At 64.9% G+C, this 19,665-nt stretch carries 18 protein-coding genes; 12 read left to right on the forward strand and 6 right to left on the reverse strand.

Annotated features, from left to right (window positions below; genetic code table 11):
* Positions 1-128: 128 nt before the first annotated feature.
* Together AXW67_RS30170 and AXW67_RS30175 are read right to left on the reverse strand one after the other, a co-directional pair.
* The gene (locus AXW67_RS30170) at positions 129-1,373 is read right to left on the reverse strand and encodes an ABC transporter substrate-binding protein (protein ID WP_063680821.1); all 1,245 of its coding nucleotides are present in this window, start codon (positions 1,371-1,373) and stop codon (positions 129-131) included.
* 88 nt (positions 1,374-1,461) lie between these two features.
* Entirely contained in the window at positions 1,462-2,277 is an 816-nt protein-coding gene (locus AXW67_RS30175; protein ID WP_027550334.1) for a putative hydro-lyase, read from the reverse strand.
* 119 nt (positions 2,278-2,396) lie between these two features.
* On the opposite strand from AXW67_RS30175, the gene AXW67_RS30180 reads away from it, so the two are divergent.
* The 4 genes from AXW67_RS30180 to AXW67_RS30195 all read left to right on the forward strand — a co-directional run bounded on the left by AXW67_RS30180 (position 2,397) and on the right by AXW67_RS30195 (position 6,694).
* The gene (locus AXW67_RS30180) at positions 2,397-3,314 is read left to right on the forward strand and encodes a LysR family transcriptional regulator (RefSeq protein ID WP_063680822.1); all 918 of its coding nucleotides are present in this window, start codon (positions 2,397-2,399) and stop codon (positions 3,312-3,314) included.
* Between the two features lie 120 nt (positions 3,315-3,434).
* Positions 3,435-4,685 (forward strand): Zn-dependent hydrolase, encoded by a 1,251-nt coding sequence (locus AXW67_RS30185; protein ID WP_063680823.1) that lies wholly within the window; start codon positions 3,435-3,437, stop codon positions 4,683-4,685.
* A gap of 12 nt (positions 4,686-4,697) precedes the next feature.
* Entirely contained in the window at positions 4,698-5,609 is a 912-nt protein-coding gene (locus AXW67_RS30190; protein ID WP_063680824.1) for an NAD(P)-dependent oxidoreductase, read from the forward strand.
* An 11-nt stretch (positions 5,610-5,620) separates the two neighbouring features.
* Positions 5,621-6,694, forward strand: a complete 1,074-nt coding sequence (locus AXW67_RS30195) for a malate/lactate/ureidoglycolate dehydrogenase (protein WP_027550330.1) — start codon at positions 5,621-5,623, stop codon at positions 6,692-6,694.
* An 87-nt stretch (positions 6,695-6,781) separates the two neighbouring features.
* Here AXW67_RS30195 and AXW67_RS30200 read toward each other — a convergent pair whose 3' ends face one another.
* Positions 6,782-7,855: a tartrate dehydrogenase gene (locus AXW67_RS30200; RefSeq protein WP_063680825.1), complete on the reverse strand. Its 1,074-nt coding sequence runs from the start codon at positions 7,853-7,855 to the stop codon at positions 6,782-6,784.
* Between the two features lie 155 nt (positions 7,856-8,010).
* Between AXW67_RS30200 and AXW67_RS30205 the strand changes: the two genes are divergently transcribed.
* Positions 8,011-8,787: an SDR family oxidoreductase gene (locus AXW67_RS30205; protein WP_063680826.1), complete on the forward strand. Its 777-nt coding sequence runs from the start codon at positions 8,011-8,013 to the stop codon at positions 8,785-8,787.
* Between the two features lie 152 nt (positions 8,788-8,939).
* Positions 8,940-10,358, forward strand: a complete 1,419-nt coding sequence (locus AXW67_RS30210; RefSeq protein WP_063680827.1) for an amidase — start codon at positions 8,940-8,942, stop codon at positions 10,356-10,358.
* Between the two features lie 581 nt (positions 10,359-10,939).
* Here AXW67_RS30210 and AXW67_RS30220 read toward each other — a convergent pair.
* Both AXW67_RS30220 and AXW67_RS30225 read right to left on the reverse strand, forming a co-directional pair.
* On the reverse strand, positions 10,940-12,049 hold the full coding sequence (locus AXW67_RS30220) for an amino acid ABC transporter permease (protein ID WP_063680829.1): 1,110 nt from the start codon (positions 12,047-12,049) through the stop codon (positions 10,940-10,942).
* 2 nt (positions 12,050-12,051) lie between these two features.
* A complete protein-coding gene (locus AXW67_RS30225; RefSeq protein ID WP_063680971.1) occupies positions 12,052-13,239 on the reverse strand; it encodes an amino acid ABC transporter permease in 1,188 nt (395 codons plus the stop codon).
* 88 nt (positions 13,240-13,327) lie between these two features.
* Here AXW67_RS30225 and AXW67_RS30230 point away from each other — a divergent pair, with 88 nt between their 5' ends.
* From AXW67_RS30230 to AXW67_RS30245, 4 genes are all read left to right on the forward strand, one after another.
* Complete coding sequence (locus AXW67_RS30230) at positions 13,328-14,200, forward strand: MurR/RpiR family transcriptional regulator (protein WP_063680830.1); 873 nt, start codon at positions 13,328-13,330, stop codon at positions 14,198-14,200.
* Positions 14,201-14,203: 3 nt separating this feature from the next.
* Positions 14,204-15,553: an aspartate aminotransferase family protein gene (locus AXW67_RS30235; protein ID WP_027550322.1), complete on the forward strand. Its 1,350-nt coding sequence runs from the start codon at positions 14,204-14,206 to the stop codon at positions 15,551-15,553.
* A 12-nt stretch (positions 15,554-15,565) separates the two neighbouring features.
* Positions 15,566-16,579, forward strand: coding sequence for an amino acid ABC transporter substrate-binding protein (locus tag AXW67_RS30240; RefSeq protein WP_063680831.1), 1,014 nt, complete (start codon positions 15,566-15,568; stop codon positions 16,577-16,579).
* 152 nt (positions 16,580-16,731) lie between these two features.
* Positions 16,732-17,370, forward strand: coding sequence for an aspartate/glutamate racemase family protein (locus AXW67_RS30245; protein ID WP_063680832.1), 639 nt, complete (start codon positions 16,732-16,734; stop codon positions 17,368-17,370).
* Here the strand turns inward: AXW67_RS30245 and AXW67_RS30250 are convergent.
* The gene (locus tag AXW67_RS30250; protein ID WP_063680833.1) at positions 17,367-18,014 is read right to left on the reverse strand and encodes a TetR/AcrR family transcriptional regulator; all 648 of its coding nucleotides are present in this window, start codon (positions 18,012-18,014) and stop codon (positions 17,367-17,369) included. The two genes, AXW67_RS30245 and AXW67_RS30250, sit on opposite strands and share 4 nt — an antisense overlap.
* A 156-nt stretch (positions 18,015-18,170) precedes the next feature.
* On the opposite strand from AXW67_RS30250, the gene AXW67_RS30255 reads away from it, so the two are divergent.
* Together AXW67_RS30255 and AXW67_RS30260 are read left to right on the forward strand one after the other, a co-directional pair.
* Positions 18,171-18,380: a ferredoxin gene (locus tag AXW67_RS30255; RefSeq protein ID WP_027550318.1), complete on the forward strand. Its 210-nt coding sequence runs from the start codon at positions 18,171-18,173 to the stop codon at positions 18,378-18,380.
* Between the two features lie 56 nt (positions 18,381-18,436).
* Positions 18,437-19,657 (forward strand): cytochrome P450, encoded by a 1,221-nt coding sequence (locus AXW67_RS30260; protein ID WP_063680834.1) that lies wholly within the window; start codon positions 18,437-18,439, stop codon positions 19,655-19,657.
* The last annotated feature ends 8 nt before the right edge of the window (positions 19,658-19,665 follow it).

The raw sequence follows: 19,665 nt of genomic DNA on the forward strand, positions 1-19,665 counted from the left end.
CCTCATCCTGAGGAGCGCGCCCCAGCGCGCGTCTCGAAGGATGGGCCCGCCTCGTCCTTCGAGACGCGGGCTATGCCCGCTCCTCAGGATGAGGGCGGGAGCTACTGTCTAAGCTCCCGCTCTCCGCACTACTTCATCGGCCAGGTCGCCTCGGCGATCGCGGCCTGCGGCGGGAAGACAGTGACGAACTTGCCGCCACGATATTGCAGCAGCACCGGGTCGGCGTCGTTGTTCTGGCCCATCTCGTCGAACTTGACGCGCTTCCAGGGCATGATGGTCTGCTCGCCCGGGATGTCGGTGGCGGCCAGCGCATCGCGGATCTTCTCGCCGTCGGCCGACTTGGCGCGGTTGATCGCATCCGCCAGGATGATCAGGCCCATGAACTGGCGCGAGGTGAGGTCGTTGAGGTCCTTGCCCGACTTTGCCTTGAACATCTCGTTGATCTTGCCGACCATCGGGCGCTTCTGAGCGAGGTCAAGCGAGAAGGTGCCGCGCGAGATCACGCCTTCGAGCTTGTCGCCGACGGCGTCATACAGCGCCTTCTCGGAGAAGCCGGCGTCCTGCGCCACGATCGCGTTCGGCTTGTAGCCGAGCTCGGCCATGGTCTTGACCAGGAGGATACCGTCGGTGGTGTAGCTGGAGGGCATCAGAACGTCGGCGTTCGCGGTCTTGAGCTGCTGCACTTCGGCGGACAGCGACGGCGAGTTGGCGCGGTACTTGATGTCGGAGACGATCTTGTAGCCGCGCTCGCCCGCGATCTTGGCCTGGGCGTTGCCGGAGTCGGTGCCGAAGATAGTGTCCTCGTGGAACAGCGCCAGCGTCTCGATCTTGGTGCCCTTCTTCTTCATGGCATCGAAGAAGTCGAACATCGCGGCCGAGTACATCTCGTCGTGCGGTGAAGCGCGGAAGTAATATTTCAGGCCGCGGCGATGCAGGCTCGGCGAGGAGTTGTCGGCGGACACGAACGGGATCTGGTAGCGTTCGCAGATCTGGCTAACCGTGACGGCGACCGCGCTCTGATAGGTCCCGATGATGGCGGAGACCTTCTCCTGCGTGATCAGGCGCTCCGCCTCGGCGCGGCCCTTCTGCGGATCGGCCTGGTGGTCGGCGAACACGAGGCGAACCTTGGCGCCACCGAGGCCGGGCAGGCCCTCGCCCTTCGCCAGCGGCAGGTCGAAATCGGTATCCTTGTTGATGACCTCCAGCGCGGTCTCATAGGCCTTCTGCGCATCGATGCCCTGCTGCGCGCTGCCGCCGGAGAACGGATAGATCACGCCGATCACGACTTCCGAGGTCTGCGCGCGGGCCGCGAGCGGCATCAGTGCGGCAGTGGCGGTGGCACCCAACAATACGTCGCGGCGAGTGATCGTCATGGCAAAGTCCCCTGTTACCCATTTTGGTTCATCGAATGGAGCGATTGATAGACGCCGTAAAGCCTGAAGAAGCAGCAACCGCTGCCCACTAAATCACGGCCATGTTCTTGTTCTTGAGATCCGTCACCAGCATCAGCCCCGGCGAATGCGTGATCGCGAACGGTAGCTTGGCAGCATTGATGACCGATTGCGGCGTGACGCCGCAGGCCCAGAACACGGGGATCTCGTCATCGGCGACCGGCACGGGATCACCGTAATCGGGCTTCGAGATATCCTTGATGCCGATCAGATGCGGATGACCGAGATGCACCGGCGCGCCGTGGACGGCCGGATAGCGCGAGGTGATCTGCACCGCGCGGATCGCATCGGCCGACTTGAACGGACGCATCGACACCACCATGGGGCCGGCGAATGGACCCGACGGGCTGCACGCGATGTTGGTGCGGTACATCGGCACCCGCACATCGTGCTCGATGTGACGGATCGGCATGCCCTCGTCGAGCAGCGCCTCCTCGAACGAGAAGGAGCAGCCGAGCACGAAGGTGACGAGATCATCGCGCCAATGCTTGGACACGTCGGTCGGCTCGTCGACGACCTCGCCGTCGCGCCAGACGCGGTAGCGCGGCACGTCGGTGCGGATGTCGAGATCGGCGCCGAGCGCGGGGATGTGCGGGCTGCCGACGTCGGACATGCCGATGATCGGGCACGGCTTCGGATTGAGCTGGCAGAAGCGATGAAAGGCGCTGGCGTATTTCTCGGGCAGGATCGCCAGATTGCCCTGGACGAAGCCTGGGGCGATGCCGGCGGTGGAGGCGACGCGCCCGTCGCGGTAGGCGAGCCGGGCCTGACGGCTCGGGAGGGCGTCGGGCGTTTCAGTTTGCTGCGCTGCCACCAAAACAGTCATGTGATCGACCTGCCTATAAACTCGACAAGGACAGCCAACACCAAGCATGCTATAAAGTCTAATCGTCCTTTCTAATCAATATCGATAAAGCGGATTTATCGATCGGGAAATTCCTTTCAATGCTGGACTTCAAATCGATCGAAACGTTCCTCTGGGTCGTGAAGCTCGGCAGCTTCCGCGGCGCGGCGGCGCGGCTCAACACCACCCAGCCGGCGATTTCCCAGCGCATCGCCCAGCTCGAACGCGAGATGGGCGTGAAGTTGCTCAACCGCGATCATCGCGTGGCATCGCCAACGCCGAGCGGTCGGCAGATGATGGTCTACGCAGAAAAGCTGATCGGCCTGCGCGCGGCGATGATGGCCGAGATCGGCGACCGGTCCGCGATGCGCGGCGTGATGCGTCTCGGCGTCGCCGAAACCATCGTGCACACCTGGCTGCCGCGACTCGTCAAAAGCGTGAACGAGCTCTATCCGAACCTGTCGCTGGAGATCGAGGTCGACATCACGCCGAACCTGACCGCGCGCCTGCTCGGCCAGGAAATCGAACTCGCATTTGTGGTGGGACCGCTGTCGACCTCGGGCGTGCACAACCGCGTACTCGCCGATTATCCGATCGGTTTTCTTGCGAGCCCCTCGCTCGGCCTCGGCCGCGGCCCGGTGACACGGGCCGAGCTTGCACGGTTCCCGATCATCACCTTCCCGCGCAAGACGCGGCCCTACGAGGTGGTGCGCGAGGTGTTCGACCGGCCGGAGCTGCCGCCGATCCGCCTGCACGCCTCCGCCTCGCTCGCGACCGTCATCCACATGGCGGTCGAGGGACTCGGCATCGCCGTGATCCCGGCGGCGATCGTCGAGAACGAGCTCGCGGACGGACGGCTGCAACTGCTCGACACCGACCTCAACATCGCACCGCTGACGTTCACGGCAAGCTGGCTCGCCTCGCCCGACGTCGTGGCAGTGGAGCGCGTCGCCGAGCTTGCCCGGCAGATCGCGCAGAGCAGCCTCGCGGTTGACGCCGCCGTGACGGCGCGTCATTGAATCAGTCGCCGGACAACTAAATCGTCATTCCGGGGCGACGCGTCAGCGTCGAACCCGGAATCTCGAGATTTCGGGTTCGCGCTTTGGGTGCCCCGGAATGACAAGTGAGAGAACGACCGCATGAGCCGAGCCGCCACCAATCTGCAAATCGATTCCGCCCGCCTCTGGGGCTCCATCCACGAGACCGCGCAATTCGGCGCGACGGCCAAGGGCGGTGTGCGGCGGCTGACGCTGAGTGCCGAAGACAAGCAGGTGCGCGACTGGTTCCGCAAGGCCTGCGAGGACGCCGGACTGGAGGTGCATGTCGATGCGCTCGGCTCGATGTTCGGATTGCGCAAGGGGCGAGACATGTCGAAGCCGCCCGTCGGCATCGGCTCGCATCTAGACACCCAGCCGACCGGGGGCAAGTATGACGGCATCCTGGGCACGCTCGGCGCACTCGAAGTCATCCGCACGCTGAACGATGCCGGCATCGAGACCGAAGCGCCGATCTGTGTCGTCAACTGGACCAACGAGGAAGGCTCGCGCTTTGCACCTGCGATGATGGCCTCTGCCGCCTATGTCGGCGACTTCACCACCGACGACATCCTCTCGCGCAAGGACGTCGAGGGCGTCACGGTCGGCCAGGCACTCGACGGCATCGGCTATCGCGGCGACAAGCCGGTCGGCTTCCAGAAGCTCGGCTGCTTCGTCGAATTGCACATCGAGCAGGGCCCGATCCTGGAGGCCGAAGGCAAGACCATCGGCGTGGTCGATTCCGGCCAGGGCGTGTTGTGGTACGACGGCAAGATCACCGGCTTCGAGAGCCATGCCGGCTCGACGCCGATGCCGCTGCGGCGGGATGCACTGGCCACGCTGTCCGAGATCGTACTGGCGATGGAGGCCACTGCGAAGAAGCGCGGGCCGAAGGCGGTCGGCACCATCGGCGAAGCCATCATCGCCAACCCCTCGCGCAATGTCATTCCCGGCGAGATCGCCTTCACGGTGGATTGCCGCAGCGCCGATGCGACCATCATGGATGCGCTCGACCGCGACCTGCGCGCCGCGATTGCCGAGATCGCCGCGCGCCGCAAGGTCGAGGTGAAGCTCGACCTGGTCTGGCGCAAGCCGCCGACGCACTTCGATCCGAAGCTCATCGCGGCCGTCGAGAACGCGGCCAGGACGCTCGGCTATTCCAGCCGCCACATCACTTCCGGCGCCGGCCATGACGCCTGCAACCTCAATACCGTCATTCCGGCCGCGATGGTGTTCGTGCCCTGTAAGGACGGCATCAGCCACAACGAGCTGGAAGACGCCACGCAGCCCGACTGTGCCGCGGGCACCAACGTGCTCATGCACACCGTGCTGGCGATCGCCGGCGTCGCGTCCTGATCGGAGAAAAACATGCGCGGAGTTTTCGTCGACGCCAATCAAGCCATGGCCGTGATCATGGAGCGGCTCACGAGGCCCGGCGATCCCAAAGTGCGGATCCATCGCGATCCCGACATCAAGCCGGAGCAGTATCCCGAGATTCTCGACGGCGCCGAGATCGCGATCGTCGACCACACCGCGCTGCCGACCGAGGTTGCGAAGAAGTGCGCAGGGCTCAAGCACGTGGTGTTCCTCGGCACCGGCGCCCGCAGCTACATGAATCCTGAGGAGCTTAGCCAGCTCGGCATCTCCGTGCATCTGATCAAGGGCTATGGCGACACCGCGGTGGCGGAATCCGCGATCGCGCTGATGTGGGGCTCGGCCCGCGTCATCGCGATGATGGATCGCGAGATGCGAGCCGGCAACTGGCTGCGCGAGGACGGCATGCAGCTCACCGGCAAGACGCTCGGCCTGATCGGCTTCGGCGGCATCGCCGCGGAAGTCGCGCGCATCGCCTCAGGCAGCGGCATGAAGGTGATCGCCTGGAACCGCTCGCCGAAGAGCCATCCGGGCGTGGAGTTCACCGATCTCGACACGGTGCTGGCCAGAAGCGACGTGGTGTCGCTGCATCTGCTGCTCAACGACGAGACGCGCGGCATGATCACGCGCGAGAAGATCGCGAAGATGAAGCCGGGCGTCGTGCTCATCAACACCGCGCGTGGCGCGATCGTCGACGAGCAGGCGATGATCGATGCGCTGAAGTCGGGCCACATCCGCCATGCCGGCCTCGACGTCTTCAACATCGAGCCGCTGCCAGCCGATCATCCGCTCACGAAACTGCCGAACGTGACGCTGTCGGCGCATTCGGCGTTCCGCACGCCGGAGGCGAGCGAGAACCTGATTTTTGCGGCATGGGAACACTGCCGCCGGATCGCGAAAGGATAAGAACAACAACAATGGCCGATTACCGCACCATCAAAGCCGAGCCGCTCACCAACGTCATCCGCGCCATCGCCAAGGCCGGCGGCTCCACGGACCGCGAAGCGGACCTCGTTGCAACCAACCTCGTCGAAGCAAACCTGAAAGGCCACGATTCGCACGGCGTCGGCATGATCCCGCGCTATGCCGAAGCGGTCAGCGAGGGCGGCCTCGCCGTAAACCAGCACGTCAAGATCGTGATGGATACGGGCCCCCTGCTCACGCTCGACGGCCTCACCGGCTACGGCCAGGTGATGGGTTTTGAGGCGATGGAACTGGGCGCCGAGCGAGCCAAGAGCAACGGCGTGTGCGTCGTCGGTCTCTCCAACGCGCATCATATCGGCCGCATCGGCCATTGGGCCGAGCAGTGCATCGACCATGGCCTCGTCTCGATCCACTTCGTCAACGTGATCTCGCGGCCCATCGTTGCACCCTGGGGCGGCAGCGATGCGCGCCACGGCACCAACCCGTTCTGCGTCGGCATCCCGCGCACGGGCAAGGAGCCGATCGTGCTCGACTTCGCAACCAGCAAGATCGCGCAGGGCAAGACCCGCGTCGCCTTCAACAAGGGCGTCGAGCTCGAGCCCGGCACCATCATCGACAACGAGGGCAAGCCGACCGTCAATCCGCGCTACACCGTGATCGCGCCGCACGGCGCCATCCTGCCATTCGGCGAGCACAAGGGCTCGGGGCTCGCACTGGTGTGTGAAATCCTGGGCGGCGCGCTTTCGGGCGGCGAGACTGTCAAAGGCCCGGCCGACGGCAAGCGCCGCGTCCTCAACGGGATGCTCTCGATCATCATCGACCCGACCAAACTCGGCACCGCCGAGAACCTCGCGCGTGAAGTCGAGAGCTTCGTCGCCTGGCATACGGGCTCGCCCCCCGGCCCTGGCGTCGACAAGGTGAAAATCGCCGGCGACCCCGAGCGCGAAACGAAGACGAAGCGTTTGGCCGAAGGTATCCCGGTCGATCCGAACACCTGGCAGGAGATTTTGGATGCCGGGAAGAAGTTTGGGCTGGATCAGGCGGCGATCGAGAAGATCGCGGGCTAGCTGCCTCCTTCACCGTCGTCCCGCCAAGGCCGGGACGACGGTGGAGTTTGTTGCGGCGGCAGAGCTGACGCTCGCTGGCGCCCTGCCCTAATCCAGCATCTCCGCAACGGCCTTGCCGCAGGCCGTCGTGTCGGCGTTGCCGCCGAGATCCTTCGTCCGCAGGGTGCGTTCGGCGAGCGTGCGCTCGATCGCATCGACGATCGACTTGCCGGCTTCCTTCTCGCCGAGATGCTCGAACATCATCGCGCCCGACCAAATCATGCCGATCGGATTGGCGATGCCCTGCCCTGCGATATCCGGCGCCGAGCCGTGCACCGGCTCGAACACCGAGGGGAAATTGCGCTCGGGATTGATGTTGCCGGACGGTGCGATGCCGATCGTGCCGGTGCAGGCGGGACCGAGATCAGAGAGGATGTCACCGAACAGGTTCGAGCCGACCACGACGTCGAACCAGTCCGGATGCAGCACGAAGTTCGCGGTCAGGATGTCGATGTGGTACTTGTCCCACTTCACGCCCGGGAACTTCTTGGCCATCGCCTCCACGCGCTCGTCCCAATAGGGCATGGTGATCGAGATGCCGTTGGACTTGGTCGCCGAGGTCAAATGCTTCTTCGGCCGCGACTGCGCGAGCTCGAAGGCGAATTTCAGGATGCGGTCGACGCCGGTACGCGTCATCACCGTCTGCTGCGTGACGAACTCGCGGTCCGTATCCGGGAACATGCGGCCACCGACGGAGGAATATTCGCCTTCGGTGTTCTCGCGCACCACCCAGAAATCGATGTCGCCGGGCTTGCGGTTTGCCAGCGGCGACTGCACGCCCGGCATCAGCCGCACCGGGCGCAGGTTCACATACTGGTCGAACTCGCGGCGGAATTTTATGAGCGAGCCCCACAGCGAGACGTGATCCGGGATCTTGGCCGGCCAGCCGACCGCGCCGAAATAGATCGCGTCGTGCTTGCCGATCTTCTCCTTCCAGTCGTCCGGCATCATCTGGCCGTGCTTCTCGTAGTAATCCCACGAAGAGAAGTCGAAATGGTCGAAATGCACGGCGACACCGTGCTTCTTCGCCGCCGCCTCCAGAACGCGCAGTCCTTCGGGCATCACTTCCTTGCCGATGCCGTCGCCGGGAATGACTGCGATCCGGTATTGTTTCTTGCTCATCGAGAACGTCCTTGGTTGGTCCGGCAGCCGCCGCCTTTTGATCGCCCTGCAATGGACCAAACTCGCAGGCAGTGCAACGCTGCACTGCAAGGTTGACCATGGCGCAGCCGACCGCCTACTGATTTGATCCTGTTCCCACCGAGCGAGAAGTCCCCATGGATCTGCATCTGCGTGGCAAGCGCGTTTTGATCACGGGCGCGTCCAAGGGCATCGGCGCAGCCGCAGCCGAGGCGTTTGCCGAGGAAGGCGCGCATCTCCTGCTTGCCGCCCGCAGCGGCGACCAGCTCAAGGCGCTGGCCGATCGCCTGCGCTCCGCGCACCAGATCGATGCCACGACGAGCGTCGTCGACCTGCGCAAGGCTGAGGACGTCGCGCGGCTCGCCAGGGAGGCCGCCAATATCGACATCCTCGTCAACAACGCCGGCGACATTCCCGGCGGCTCGATCGACAAGATCGACGAGGTGACCTGGCGGCACGCCTGGGAATTGAAGGTGTTTGGCTACATCAACCTGACGCGGCAGATCTACGCGCAGATGAAGGCGCGCGGCGGCGGCGTCATCGTCAACGACATCGGCGCGGCCGGCGAGAAGTTCGATGCCAACTACATCTGCGGCAGTGCCGGTAACGCGGCACTGATGGCCTTCACCCGCGCGCTCGGGGGCAAGAGCCTCGCCGACAATATCCGCGTCGTCGGCATCAATCCCGGCCCGGTCGGCACCGACCGCCACGTCACGCTGCTCAAGACGCGTGCCAAGCACCAATTCGGCGACGAGAACCGCTACAAGGAATTCCAGAAGGGCCTGCCGCTGGGCAGGCCGGCGCACGCGCGCGAGATCGGAGATCTCATGGCGTTCCTGGCATCGGATCGCTCCGGCTATACGTCGGGCGTGATCTACACGGTGGATGGCGGCATCAGCGCGGGGTGGGGATAGATTCGGCACCGGCAAAAACCACGCTACGCGCCCCCATACACCGTCATTGCGAGCGCAGCGAAGCAATCCAGGAATGTTCCCGCGGGAACAGACCGGATTGCTTCGCCGCGCTCGCAATGACGACACCAAGACCGGGCATAGGAGTAAAATAATTGTCTCAAGACCTGATCCGCGAAACCGCATGCGCCGTCGTCGACAAGCTGCGTTCGGGCGATGTCACGCCGCTCGAGCTGCTGGATGTGCTGGAGAAGCACATTGCGGAGGTCGACGGCAAGGTCAACGCGCTGCCGACGCTGTGCTTCGATCGCGCGCGGGATAGCGCGAAAGCACTGATGCAGAAGCCGGCCGGCGCGCGCGGGCTGCTGGCTGGCCTTCCGGTGCCAATCAAGGACCTGACGGACGTTGCCGGCATGTTGAACACGCAGGGCTCGCCGATCTTCAAGGACAACATTCCGGCGAAGTCGGACCTCATGGTCGAGAACCTCGAGGCCAACGGCGCGGTCGTCTACGCAAAATCCAACACGCCGGAATTCGGTGCCGGCGCCAACACCTTCAACGAGGTGTTCGGGGCAACGCTCAATCCCTGGGACACGTCGCGCTCGGCCGCCGGCTCTTCCGGAGGCGCGGCAGTAGCGCTTGCGACCGGCATGGCCTGGCTAGCGCACGGCACCGACATGGGCGGCTCGCTGCGCAATCCCGCAAGCTTCTGCGGCGTCGTGGGAATGCGGCCAAGTATCGGCCGCGTTGCGCGCACGCCAAGCGCAAAGATCGACCGGAACCTGACCGTCCACGGCCCAATGGCCCGCAATGTCGAGGACCTTGCGTTACTGCTCGATGCCATGAGCGGCGATTATGCAGCCGATCCGCTGTCGCTGCCTGCGCCGGCGACCTCGTTCCTGTCAGCCGCACGCTCGGGCAAAAAGCCGAAGCGGATCGCCTATTCGCCCGATCTCGGCATCACGCCGGTCGATCCCGAGGTCAAGGCGATCACGCGCAAGGCGGCGGAGCGCTTTGCCGAAGCGGGCGCCATCGTCGAGGAGGCGCATCCGGACTGGCGCGAGGCGCATGAATGCTTTCACGTGCTGCGCGCCTTCGACTTCGCGATCAGCAAGGCGCAATTGTTGCGGACCAAGCGCGACCTGCTCAAACCCGAGGTGATCTGGAACATCGAGGAAGGCCTCAAGCTTGCGGTCGATCAGCTCGCGCGCGCCGAGGCGCAACGTGTCGGAATGACCGCGCGCGCGGTCGAATTCTTTGGGAACTACGACCTGCTGCTGGTCCCGACGACGATCGTGCCACCCTTCCCGGTCGAGAACCGCTACGTCGCCGAATGCGCCGGCAAGAGGTTCGACAACTACATCGAATGGCTGGGCATCGTCTACGCGATCACGCTCGCCTGCTGTCCCTCGCTGTCGCTACCCTGCGGCTTCACCGCCTCAGGCCTGCCGGTCGGCGTCCAGGTGGTCGGCGCCCCGCGTGCCGATGCGCAGGTGCTCGCAGGCGCGAAAGTGCTCGAGGATGTTCTGGGTCTGCGCGGCACGACGCCGATCGATCCGCGAGTGAAGGCGTGACGCGGTCTGCACCGGGGGGAGCTTTAGCTGTCCCTCCGGTGCCGGCATCTTGCCCTTGGATCGATCTGGATAATCCCTTACCGGAATCCGATAGGTCGCGAGGCGAGCCACTGACGTTCGACGCCTTGGTCAAATCCTAGTCGTTCGCTTTCGGTCCGCCGTGATACTGATGCGCATCGTACCCGGAGTCCTCCCCCATTGGAGCGGCAAAGCCGAGGGAGTTCGGATGGACTTCCGATACCCGCATGGTGGCTTCCGAAGCCATGTGTGGATGGTGCATTGCGTCGCGAGCAGCGGCGGCGGAGCAAAGCGCGACCAGCATGGCCGACGCTACGAGAACGGACCTGATCATGATTCCATGTGCCTCTTGTTGAGTACCACCAGCAAACTGCAGATGGATTTGGCAGCGTAGGATTGCCAGTCTGAGTCCAGGCCCGCATTATAGGTGCGGCATAAGCATTCCGCATTCCAGCATAGACTGTCTCTGATCCGCGCCTTCCTTATCGCAAGCGCGTGCACCGGCGCCCGCGACGAGGCGCTTGCCTGTGCGGCCTTCTCCCAAAGCGAGGGAGGAAGGCAGGTCACCTCGATGTGGTATGCGCCTCCAGGCTGCGGCTGTAGCGCGACATCGCGAAGCAGAAGGCGAAATAGATCGCGGCGACGAAGATGTAGACCTCGACCGAAAACTGCTGCCAGGCCGGATCGATGATCGCGGTCTTGGCGGTCGTGAGCAGGTCGAAGATGCCGATGATGAGGACGAGGCTGGTGTCCTTGAAGAAGGCGATGAAGGTGTTGACCAGCGGCGGGATGACGTGGCGGATCGCCTGCGGCAGGATGATCAGCCGGTTCTTTCGCCAGTAGGACAGCCCCAGCGCGTCGGCGGCCTCATATTGTCCGCGCGGCACGGCCTGCAGGCCGCCGCGGACGACTTCGGCGAGATAAGCACCCGCGAACAGGATGATCGCGATCTGCGCGCGCAGCAGCTTGTCGATGTTGAAGCCGCCGGGCATGAACAACGGGAACATCACGCTCGCCATGAAGAGCAGGCTCACCAGCGGCACGCCACGGATCAGCTCGACATAGAGCACGCAGAGCGAACGGATCGCCGGCAGCTTTGAACGCCGGCCGAGCGCCACCAGGATGCCGAGCGGGAAGCCGAAAGCGAGACCGAAGGTGGCGAGGATCAGCGTCACCGGCAATCCGCCCCAGCGATCCTGCGAAACGTACGACAGGCCCAGCACGCCGCCCCACATCAGCAGGCTGATCAGCGCCAGCGCGCCGATCCAGAGATAGATCAGCTCGCGCCGCCACCAGGCGCGGCGGGTGGAGAGATAGAACAGCGCTATGAACAGGAGCACCGACAGCGCCGGCCGCCACTGCTCGTCGAACGGATAGGTGCCGAACAGGATGAAGCGGTATTTTTCGGGAATGATCGCCCAGCAGGCGCCGACGCCGCGCACGGCGCGACAGGCGCTGGAGTCGTTCGCCGGCGTCAGCCAGACCGCGTTGGCGATACCCCATTGCACGAAACTGACGATGCCCTTGGCGAGTATCGCCAGCAGCACCAGCGAGATGATCGCGTTGGGAATCGACGAGAACAGGTTGGTGCGCAGCCAGCGCAGCACCGGATTGCCCATTTGCGGGCGACGGGCGGCGCGCGGTGCGTCGGGAATGTCGGTGATCACCGTCATGATCAGCGCTCCACCAGCGCGATGCGCGCGTTGTACCAGTTCATGAAGAAGCTGATGCCGAGGCTGATGGTGAGGAACACGGCCATGATCAGCGCGATCGCCTCGATCGCCTGCCCGGTCTGATTCAGCGTGGTGTTGGCGACCGAGACCACGTCCTGGTAGCCGATCGCAACTGCGAGCGAGGAGTTCTTGGTGAGATTGAGATACTGGCTCGTCATCGGCGGTACGATCACGCGCAGCGCCTGCGGCAGGATGATCTGCCGCAGCATGAAGCTGCGGCGCAGGCCGAGTGCATTGGCAGCGTCCCACTGCCCGCGCGGCACGGACTGGATGCCGCTTCGCACGATCTCGGCGATGAAGGCCGAAGTGTAAGTCACGAGCGCGATCAGCAAGGCAAAATATTCCGGCGCGAGCGTCAGCCCGCCGACGAAGTTGAAGCCGCGCAGCTCGGGCCATTCGATTTTCCAGGACACGCCGAGCAGCACGGAGACCAGCGCCGGCAGCACCACGATGAGGCCGAGCGCGATGGGCCATGCCTTGCGCGGCTTGCCGTCCTGCATTTGCTGCGCGATTTGCCAGCGCCGGATGAGATAGAACACGACAAGGCCCAGCGCTGCCGTGCTGAGCACCCAGAGCTGTGGCGTCCCGATCGGGATCGACGGCAGGATCAGCCCGCGATTGGACAGGAACACGCCGTCGACCGGCCGCCACGCCAGGCGCGCGGCCGGCAACGCCTGCATCAGCACGTACCAGAACAAGAGCTGAAGCAGCAGCGGGATGTCGCGCAGCACTTCGACGTAGACGGCGGCAAGCCGCGACAACAGCCAATTGGCAGACAGTCGCGAGATGCCGATCAACGTGCCCAGAATGGTTGCGAGCACGATGCCGATCACGGCGACGCGCAAGGTGTTGGTGACGCCGACGACGAAGGCCCAGAGGTAGGTGTCCTTCGGGCTGTACGACAGCAGGCTGTCGGCGATGGGCATGCCGGCTTCGCGGCCGAGGAAGGCAAAGCCGGTCGTGATGCGGCGGGCCGAGAGATTGGTAACGGTGTTGGACCAGAGGAAAGCGACGACCGCGACCGCAATCCCGACGACAAGCACCTGCCAGAACAGGCCTTTCAGCTCGCGGGGGCCCCATGCACCGAACAAGCTGCGGCGCGGCGGCGGTCTGGGATGATCGGTGGTCACAGCACAAAAATCCTTCGTCAGAGGCGGCGATTTCCGGCAGCGTGCGTCAACTGTTGCACCAATCGGCAATTCGTGCAACAAATGTTTCATGGCCGAGCCCGCGAAATCCTCGCCCTTGAGCGAACTCTGCAGTGCATTGCCATCACTCCCCCTGCGGCTGCAGGAGGTCGGGCGGTTCGTTGCGGCCAATGATTACGACGCCACCACCCGTTCGATGCGCGACCTCGCCGCGGAAGCCGGCGCCGATCCGGCCGCGTTCACGCGCCTTGCGAAGGCGATCGGCTATTCCGGCTGGGACGAATTGCGCGCGGCGCTGACGGAGGCGCGACGGCCGTCGCAGACCTCGCCGTTCTCCGGCCGTGCCAAGAGCCGCCGCCATGGCCCCAATGCCGATGTCGCGCTCGTCACCGAGAAGCTCGAGGCCGAGGCCGCGGGCCTGCCGCGCATCCCGGCCCAGTCGATCGCGGATGCCGCCCGCGCCCTGCATAGCGCGAAGCGGATCTGGATCGCCGGCTACCGCAGCTGCCGCAGCGTCGCTGAATTGCTGAATTACGAGCTCCGGCTGTTCCGGCCCGACCAGGTGCAGATCGTCGGCGGCTCCGGCCCCGATGATCTCGATCTCGGCGCGTTCCGTCCCGGCGAAGCGGTCATCGTCATCGGCTTTCTGCCGTACACGCGCGCGAGCGTCCGCGTGGCGCAGGCCGCCTATCACGCCGGCGCGACGCTGATCGCGATTGCGGATAGCGTCGCTGCGCCGATGGCCGAAGGCGCCAATCACGTGCTGCTGTTCGAGGCGGATTCCCCGCCCGGCTTCTTTCCGAGCCTGACCGGCGCCATCGCGATTGCACAGTCGCTGGCGGCGGTGACGTTCTCGCTCGGCGGCTCGGCCGCGAAGAAGCGCCTCCAGGACACCGAGGCGCGGCTGGCCGCAGCCTCCACCTACGTCTCAGAGAAAGGTTGATCCATGGCCGCTCGCACCACACGCGTGCTGCACCGCTCATTGCGTGAAACGCCGCCCAAGGCGATCGGCGGCGAAGGCGTCTATCTCTTTGCCGAGGACGGCAGCCGCGTGATCGACGCCTCCGGAGGCGCGGCGGTCTCCTGCCTCGGCCACCAACACCCGCGCGTGATCGCGGCGATGGCGAAACAAGCTTCGACCCTGGCCTATGCCCACACCGCCTTCTTCTCGTCCCAGCCGGCGGAAGCGCTCGCCGAGATGCTGGTCGGCCACGAGCCCGGCGGTCTTGCCTACGCTTATTTCGTCAGCGGCGGATCGGAGGCGATCGAAGCCAGCATCAAGCTGGCGCGGCAGTATTTCATCGAGCGCGGCGAGCCGCAGCGGCAACATTTCATCGCACGGCGGCAGAGCTATCATGGCAACACGCTCGGAGCCCTTGCCGCCGGCGGCAATGCCTGGCGGCGCGCGCCCTATGCGCCCCTGCTCTCGGCCGCGTTCAGCCATGTGACGCCGGCCTTTGCCTATCACGAGAAGCGCGACGGCGAGTCGGATGCGCAGTTCGTGGCGCGGCTTGCCGCCGAGTTAGAGGCCGAATTTCAGCGGCTCGGGCCCGACACCGTCGCGGCGTTTCTCGCCGAGCCGGTCGTCGGCGCGACCGCGGGCGCGGTGACGGCGCCGGATGGCTACTTCAAGGCAATGCGCGAAATCTGCGACCGGCACGGCGCGCTGCTCATCCTCGACGAAGTCATGAGTGGCATGGGTCGTACCGGCACCACGCATGCCTGGGAACAGGAAGGCGTCGCGCCGGACATCCAGGCGATTGCAAAGGGGCTCGGTGGCGGCTACCAGCCGATCGGTGCGATGCTCGCAAGCGGCACGATCATCGACACGATTCGTGCGGGAAGCGGTGCCTTCCAGCACGGCCATACCTACCTTGCGCATCCCCTCGCCTGTGCGGCAGCGCTGGCGGTGCAGCAGGTGATCCGCGAGGATCGCCTGCTCGACCGCGTCAAGGAGCGCGGCAAGCAGCTCGAGCAGCGCCTCATCGACCGCTTCGGCAATCATCGCCATGTCGGCGATATCAGAGGCCGCGGCCTGTTCTGGGCGATCGAGCTCGTGACCGATCGCGCCAGCCGCACCTCGTTCGATCCCGCGCTCAAGCTGCACCAGAAGATCAAGGCGGAGGCCTTTGCCAACGGGCTCGGCTGCTATCCCGGCGGCGGCACCGTGGATGGCGTCCGTGGCGACCACGTGCTACTGGCGCCGCCCTACATCGCCTCGGCGGCGGAGATCGACCTGATCGTCGACAAGCTCGGCACGGCCGTCGACAACGTCTTGCGTAGTGTCAATCACTGAGGGGAGAGTAGAATGATGAGGAAAGTGGTTATCGCCGCGGGTCTATTCGCGGCTTCGACGGCGATGGGGTCGGCTGCAACGCTCGACACGGTCAAGAGCCGCGGCACGCTGGTATGCGGTGTCAGCGCCGGCTTCGCCGGCTTCTCCGCGCCTGACTCGCAAGGCAATTACAAGGGCCTCGACGTCGATTATTGCCGCGCGCTCGCAGCCGGCGTGCTCGGTGATCCCAACAAGGTCCGCTACGTCGCGCTGACCGCGCAGAACCGCTTCACCGCGCTGCAATCGGGCGAGATCGACGTGCTCTATCGGAACTCGACGCAGACATATCTGCGTGGCGTCACGCTGGGCCTGCGGCAGGGTCCGATCAACTTCTACGACGGCCAGGGCTTTGTCGTGAAGAAGGACCTCGGCGTGAAGGAACTGAAGGATCTGAAGGGCGCCACCGTCTGCGTCGCGCAGGGCACCACCCATGAGGTCACGCTCGGCGACTACGGCCGCGCCAACGGCATCGACTGGAAGCCGCTGGTGTTCGACCGCGTCGACACCATGTATCAGACCTTCTTCGGCGGCCGCTGCGATGCCATGACCCAGGACGCCTCCGCGCTCGCCGGCGCGGTGACGACCGCAGCGCCGAACCCGGCCGACTATATCGTGCTGCCGCAGACCATCAGCAAGGAGCCGCTCGGGCCCTTCACCCGCAACGGCGACGAGGTCTGGAGCGACATCATCACCTGGCTGCACTACGGACTGATCGAGGCCGAGGAGCTCGGCGTGACGCAGGCCAACGTCGATGAGATGACGAAGTCGACCACGCCTGCGATCCAGCGGCTGCTCGGCACCTCCGGCGATCTCGGCTCGCGGCTGGGGCTGGACAACAAATGGCTGGTCGTGGCGATCAAGGCCGGCGGCAATTACGGCGAGATCTATGAGCGCAACGTCGGCAAGGCGAGCCCGCTCAAGCTCGAGCGCGGCCTCAACGGCCTCTGGAGCAAGGGCGGCTTGATGTACGCGGTGCCGTTCAAGTAAAGGCTGGCGCGCTTTCACCTCTCCCCGTTCGCGGGGAGAGGTCGACCGCGAAGCGTCGGGTGAGGGGGAGCGTCCGCGAGTCCAACTCTCACCTTCTTTGCGGATAGAGCCCCTCCCCCGTAAGAACGGGGAGAGAGAGAGAAGAGATATCGATGCGCATCGCCCTCATCCACGCACTCAAGCATTCCATCGCGCCGATCGAAGCTGCGTTCGCAAAGGCCTGGCCAGAGGCGCGGCTGATGAACCTGCTCGATGACAGCCTGTCAGCGGATCTGGCGCGTGACGGCGCGCTCAACGATGCCATGACCGAGCGCTTCCTTGCGCTCGGCGATTATGCAGCGGCGACAGGGGCGAACGCGATCCTGTTCACCTGCTCGGCCTTCGGCCCCTGCATCGAGGCGGTTGCCCGCGCACATGCGCCCATGCCAGTGCTGAAGCCGAACGAAGCGATGATCGAGCAGGCGGTGATGATGGGCAAGCGGATCGGCCTGCTCGCGACCTTCCCGCCGACGCTGGCCTCGATGCCATCGGAGTTTCCGGCCTCCGTCCAGGTCGTGCCGAGACTTGCCGAGGGGGCACTGGCCGCGCTCGACCGCGGCGACCGCGCCGAGCACGACCGGCTGATCGCCGAGGCCTCGCGCGACTTGTGCGACTGCGACGTCGTCGCTCTCGCCCAGTTCAGCATTGCCGCGATAGCGCCGCTGGTCTCGCAGGCGACAGGCCGCCCCGTTGTGACCACGCCGGACAGCGCGGTCGAGAAACTGATGAAATTGCTTGGGGCGAACGCTTAAGCGTTAGCCTTGCCCCGACGCTGCGCGTCCCCGATCGCGGCCGCCAGCGCTGTCTTCGTCTCGTTGACGAAATCCTCGACCAGCTCCTCGCGCGTGGCATGCGCGGCCTCGCCCGTGAACAGACCCTGCTCGGCCAGCATCACCACGCCATGCAGCGCCGCCCAGATCTTGAGCGCCTGCCGCTCGCGCAAATAGCCCACTGCCGGCGCTTCCAGGGCTTCGATCACCAGCGCGAAAGTCTCGCGGGTGGCCTCATGCAGCTCGCTGCCCTTTGCGGCGCAAGACACCGTGCGCGAGGCGAACATCAAACGATAGATGCCGTTGCGGCGCAGACCGAAATCGAGCGTCGCCTGCGCCAGCCGCGACAGCTTCGACTTTTTCGATGGCTTCGCCATCGCCTCGCGCAGCACGACGGTGAGCTGCCGGAACGCCTCCGCCGTCACCGCGGCGAGCAGCGCCTCGCGATCGGAAAAATGCCGATAAGGCGCCGGCTGCGAAACGCCGAGCTGCTTTGCGAGGGCCTTGATGCTGATCGCCTCCGCCCCGCCCCGCTCCGCCTCGCGTAGCGCAGCTTTGATCAGGGCATCACGGAGATCGCCGTGATGATAGGCGTTCTGCGGCTTGCGGGCGAGTTGTGACGGCATCTTGACGCGAAACCTATAAGTTTGCGCTTGACAGGGGAAGCCCATCGCGAATGTAATATACTATAACTTCAATTAGCGGCGAATGCCGTCGATAAAATCAAACATGAGGAAACGCGCCCGGCCTTTTTAGGCCCGCGCCCACGACCGAGGACGCCAATGGCAGAGCGACTCAAGGTTCACGTCGATCCCGACAAATGTCAGGGCCATGCGCGTTGCAAGGCGCTGGCGCCGGAATTGTTCGAGCTCGACGAATACGGCAACGCCCACGAGGCCGGAGATGGCACCGTCCCGGCCGGCCTGGAAGACAAGGCCTGGCTTGCCAAATCCAACTGTCCGGAAATCGCGATCGACGTAATCGAGGAATAGCGCGCCTTTCGCAACGCGCGCCCCTTCAGCGAAAACCAGCGTGAGGATTCCCTGAGATGTCCGACGTCAGCCAACCTGCCGCCCATCCGCCCGTCACCGACTGGCTCAACGATTTCGACCACACCGATCCGCAATGGACGGAAGATCCCTTCCCGATCTGGGACGAGCTGCGCGCCGCAAGCCCGGTGGTGCATACCGAGCGTTTCCTCGGCTGCTACCTGCCGACGACGTACGAGGCGGTACGAGCGATCGCCAACGATCCCGAGCACTTCTCGTCGCGCCGCATCATCGTCCGCGACGCGCGGCCGGAAATAACCAAGAGCGCCGCACCCCCGATCACCTCCGATCCGCCCGTGCACAAGCCGGCCAAGCAATTGCTGCTGCCGCCGTTCACGCCGGACGCGATGAAGAAGCTCGAGCCGCGGGTCCGCGCCATCTGCAACGAGCTGATCGACGGCTTCATCACCGAGAAGCAGGTGGACGCTGCGGCGCGCTACACCAAGCACATCCCGGTGCGGGCAATCGCCCACATGCTTGGCATTCCCGAAAGCGACAGCGACCTCTTCATCAACTGGATCCACATGATCTTGGAGCTCGGCATCAAGGACGAGAACATGCTGCTCCAGGCCGTCCACGAGATGAGCGACTATTTCAGCGCGCATATCGAGGAGCGCAGATCGAGGCCGACCGATGATCTCATTTCCTATCTGATGAACGCTCGGGGCAAGGACGGCCAGCCGCTCGAGGAAGAGCACGTGCTGGGCTCGCTGCGCCTACTGCTGATCGCCGGCATCGACACCACCTGGAGCGCGATCGGCTCCTCGCTCTGGCATCTCGCCCACACGCCAGCCGATCGCGAGCGCCTGGTCGCCGAGCCGGAACTGATGCCGACGGCCGTCGAAGAATTCCTGCGCGCCTATTCTCCAGTGACGATGGCACGCGAGGTGGTCAAGGAGACCACGGTCTCGGGCTGCCCGGTGAAGCCGGGCAACATGGTGCTGCTGTCCTTCCCCGCAGCCAACCGCGATCCCAAGATGTTTCCGGACGCTGACAAAGTCGTGATCGACCGTCGGGAGAACCGCCACGCCGCGTTCGGCCTCGGCATCCATCGCTGCGTCGGTTCCAACCTGGCGCGGATGGAGATGCAGGTTGCGCTGGAGGAATGGCTGAAACGGATTCCGGACTTCGCCCTCGACCCGGCAGGCTCCGTGACCTGGTCGCAGGGGACGGTGAGAGGCCCCCGCCAGTTGCCATTTCTGCTCGGAAAGGCGATGTAGGCCTCTCC

It is taken from the genome of Bradyrhizobium neotropicale (assembly GCF_001641695.1).
Classification (GTDB): Bacteria; Pseudomonadota; Alphaproteobacteria; order Rhizobiales; family Xanthobacteraceae; genus Bradyrhizobium; species Bradyrhizobium neotropicale.

What these genes read in the sequence shown, in the direction of transcription:
- AXW67_RS30170 (WP_063680821.1), bottom strand. Translation starts at nt 1,373, where the DNA reads ATGACGATCACTCGCCGCGACGTATTGTTGGGTGCCACCGCCACTGCC.
- AXW67_RS30175 (WP_027550334.1), bottom strand. Translation starts at nt 2,277, where the DNA reads ATGACTGTTTTGGTGGCAGCGCAGCAAACTGAAACGCCCGACGCCCTC.
- AXW67_RS30180 (WP_063680822.1), top strand. Translation starts at nt 2,397, where the DNA reads ATGCTGGACTTCAAATCGATCGAAACGTTCCTCTGGGTCGTGAAGCTC.
- AXW67_RS30185 (WP_063680823.1), top strand. Translation starts at nt 3,435, where the DNA reads ATGAGCCGAGCCGCCACCAATCTGCAAATCGATTCCGCCCGCCTCTGG.
- AXW67_RS30190 (WP_063680824.1), top strand. Translation starts at nt 4,698, where the DNA reads ATGCGCGGAGTTTTCGTCGACGCCAATCAAGCCATGGCCGTGATCATG.
- AXW67_RS30195 (WP_027550330.1), top strand. Translation starts at nt 5,621, where the DNA reads ATGGCCGATTACCGCACCATCAAAGCCGAGCCGCTCACCAACGTCATC.
- AXW67_RS30200 (WP_063680825.1), bottom strand. Translation starts at nt 7,855, where the DNA reads ATGAGCAAGAAACAATACCGGATCGCAGTCATTCCCGGCGACGGCATC.
- AXW67_RS30205 (WP_063680826.1), top strand. Translation starts at nt 8,011, where the DNA reads ATGGATCTGCATCTGCGTGGCAAGCGCGTTTTGATCACGGGCGCGTCC.
- AXW67_RS30220 (WP_063680829.1), bottom strand. Translation starts at nt 12,049, where the DNA reads ATGACGGTGATCACCGACATTCCCGACGCACCGCGCGCCGCCCGTCGC.
- AXW67_RS30230 (WP_063680830.1), top strand. Translation starts at nt 13,328, where the DNA reads ATGGCCGAGCCCGCGAAATCCTCGCCCTTGAGCGAACTCTGCAGTGCA.
- AXW67_RS30235 (WP_027550322.1), top strand. Translation starts at nt 14,204, where the DNA reads ATGGCCGCTCGCACCACACGCGTGCTGCACCGCTCATTGCGTGAAACG.
- AXW67_RS30240 (WP_063680831.1), top strand. Translation starts at nt 15,566, where the DNA reads ATGATGAGGAAAGTGGTTATCGCCGCGGGTCTATTCGCGGCTTCGACG.
- AXW67_RS30245 (WP_063680832.1), top strand. Translation starts at nt 16,732, where the DNA reads ATGCGCATCGCCCTCATCCACGCACTCAAGCATTCCATCGCGCCGATC.
- AXW67_RS30250 (WP_063680833.1), bottom strand. Translation starts at nt 18,014, where the DNA reads ATGCCGTCACAACTCGCCCGCAAGCCGCAGAACGCCTATCATCACGGC.
- AXW67_RS30255 (WP_027550318.1), top strand. Translation starts at nt 18,171, where the DNA reads ATGGCAGAGCGACTCAAGGTTCACGTCGATCCCGACAAATGTCAGGGC.
- AXW67_RS30260 (WP_063680834.1), top strand. Translation starts at nt 18,437, where the DNA reads ATGTCCGACGTCAGCCAACCTGCCGCCCATCCGCCCGTCACCGACTGG.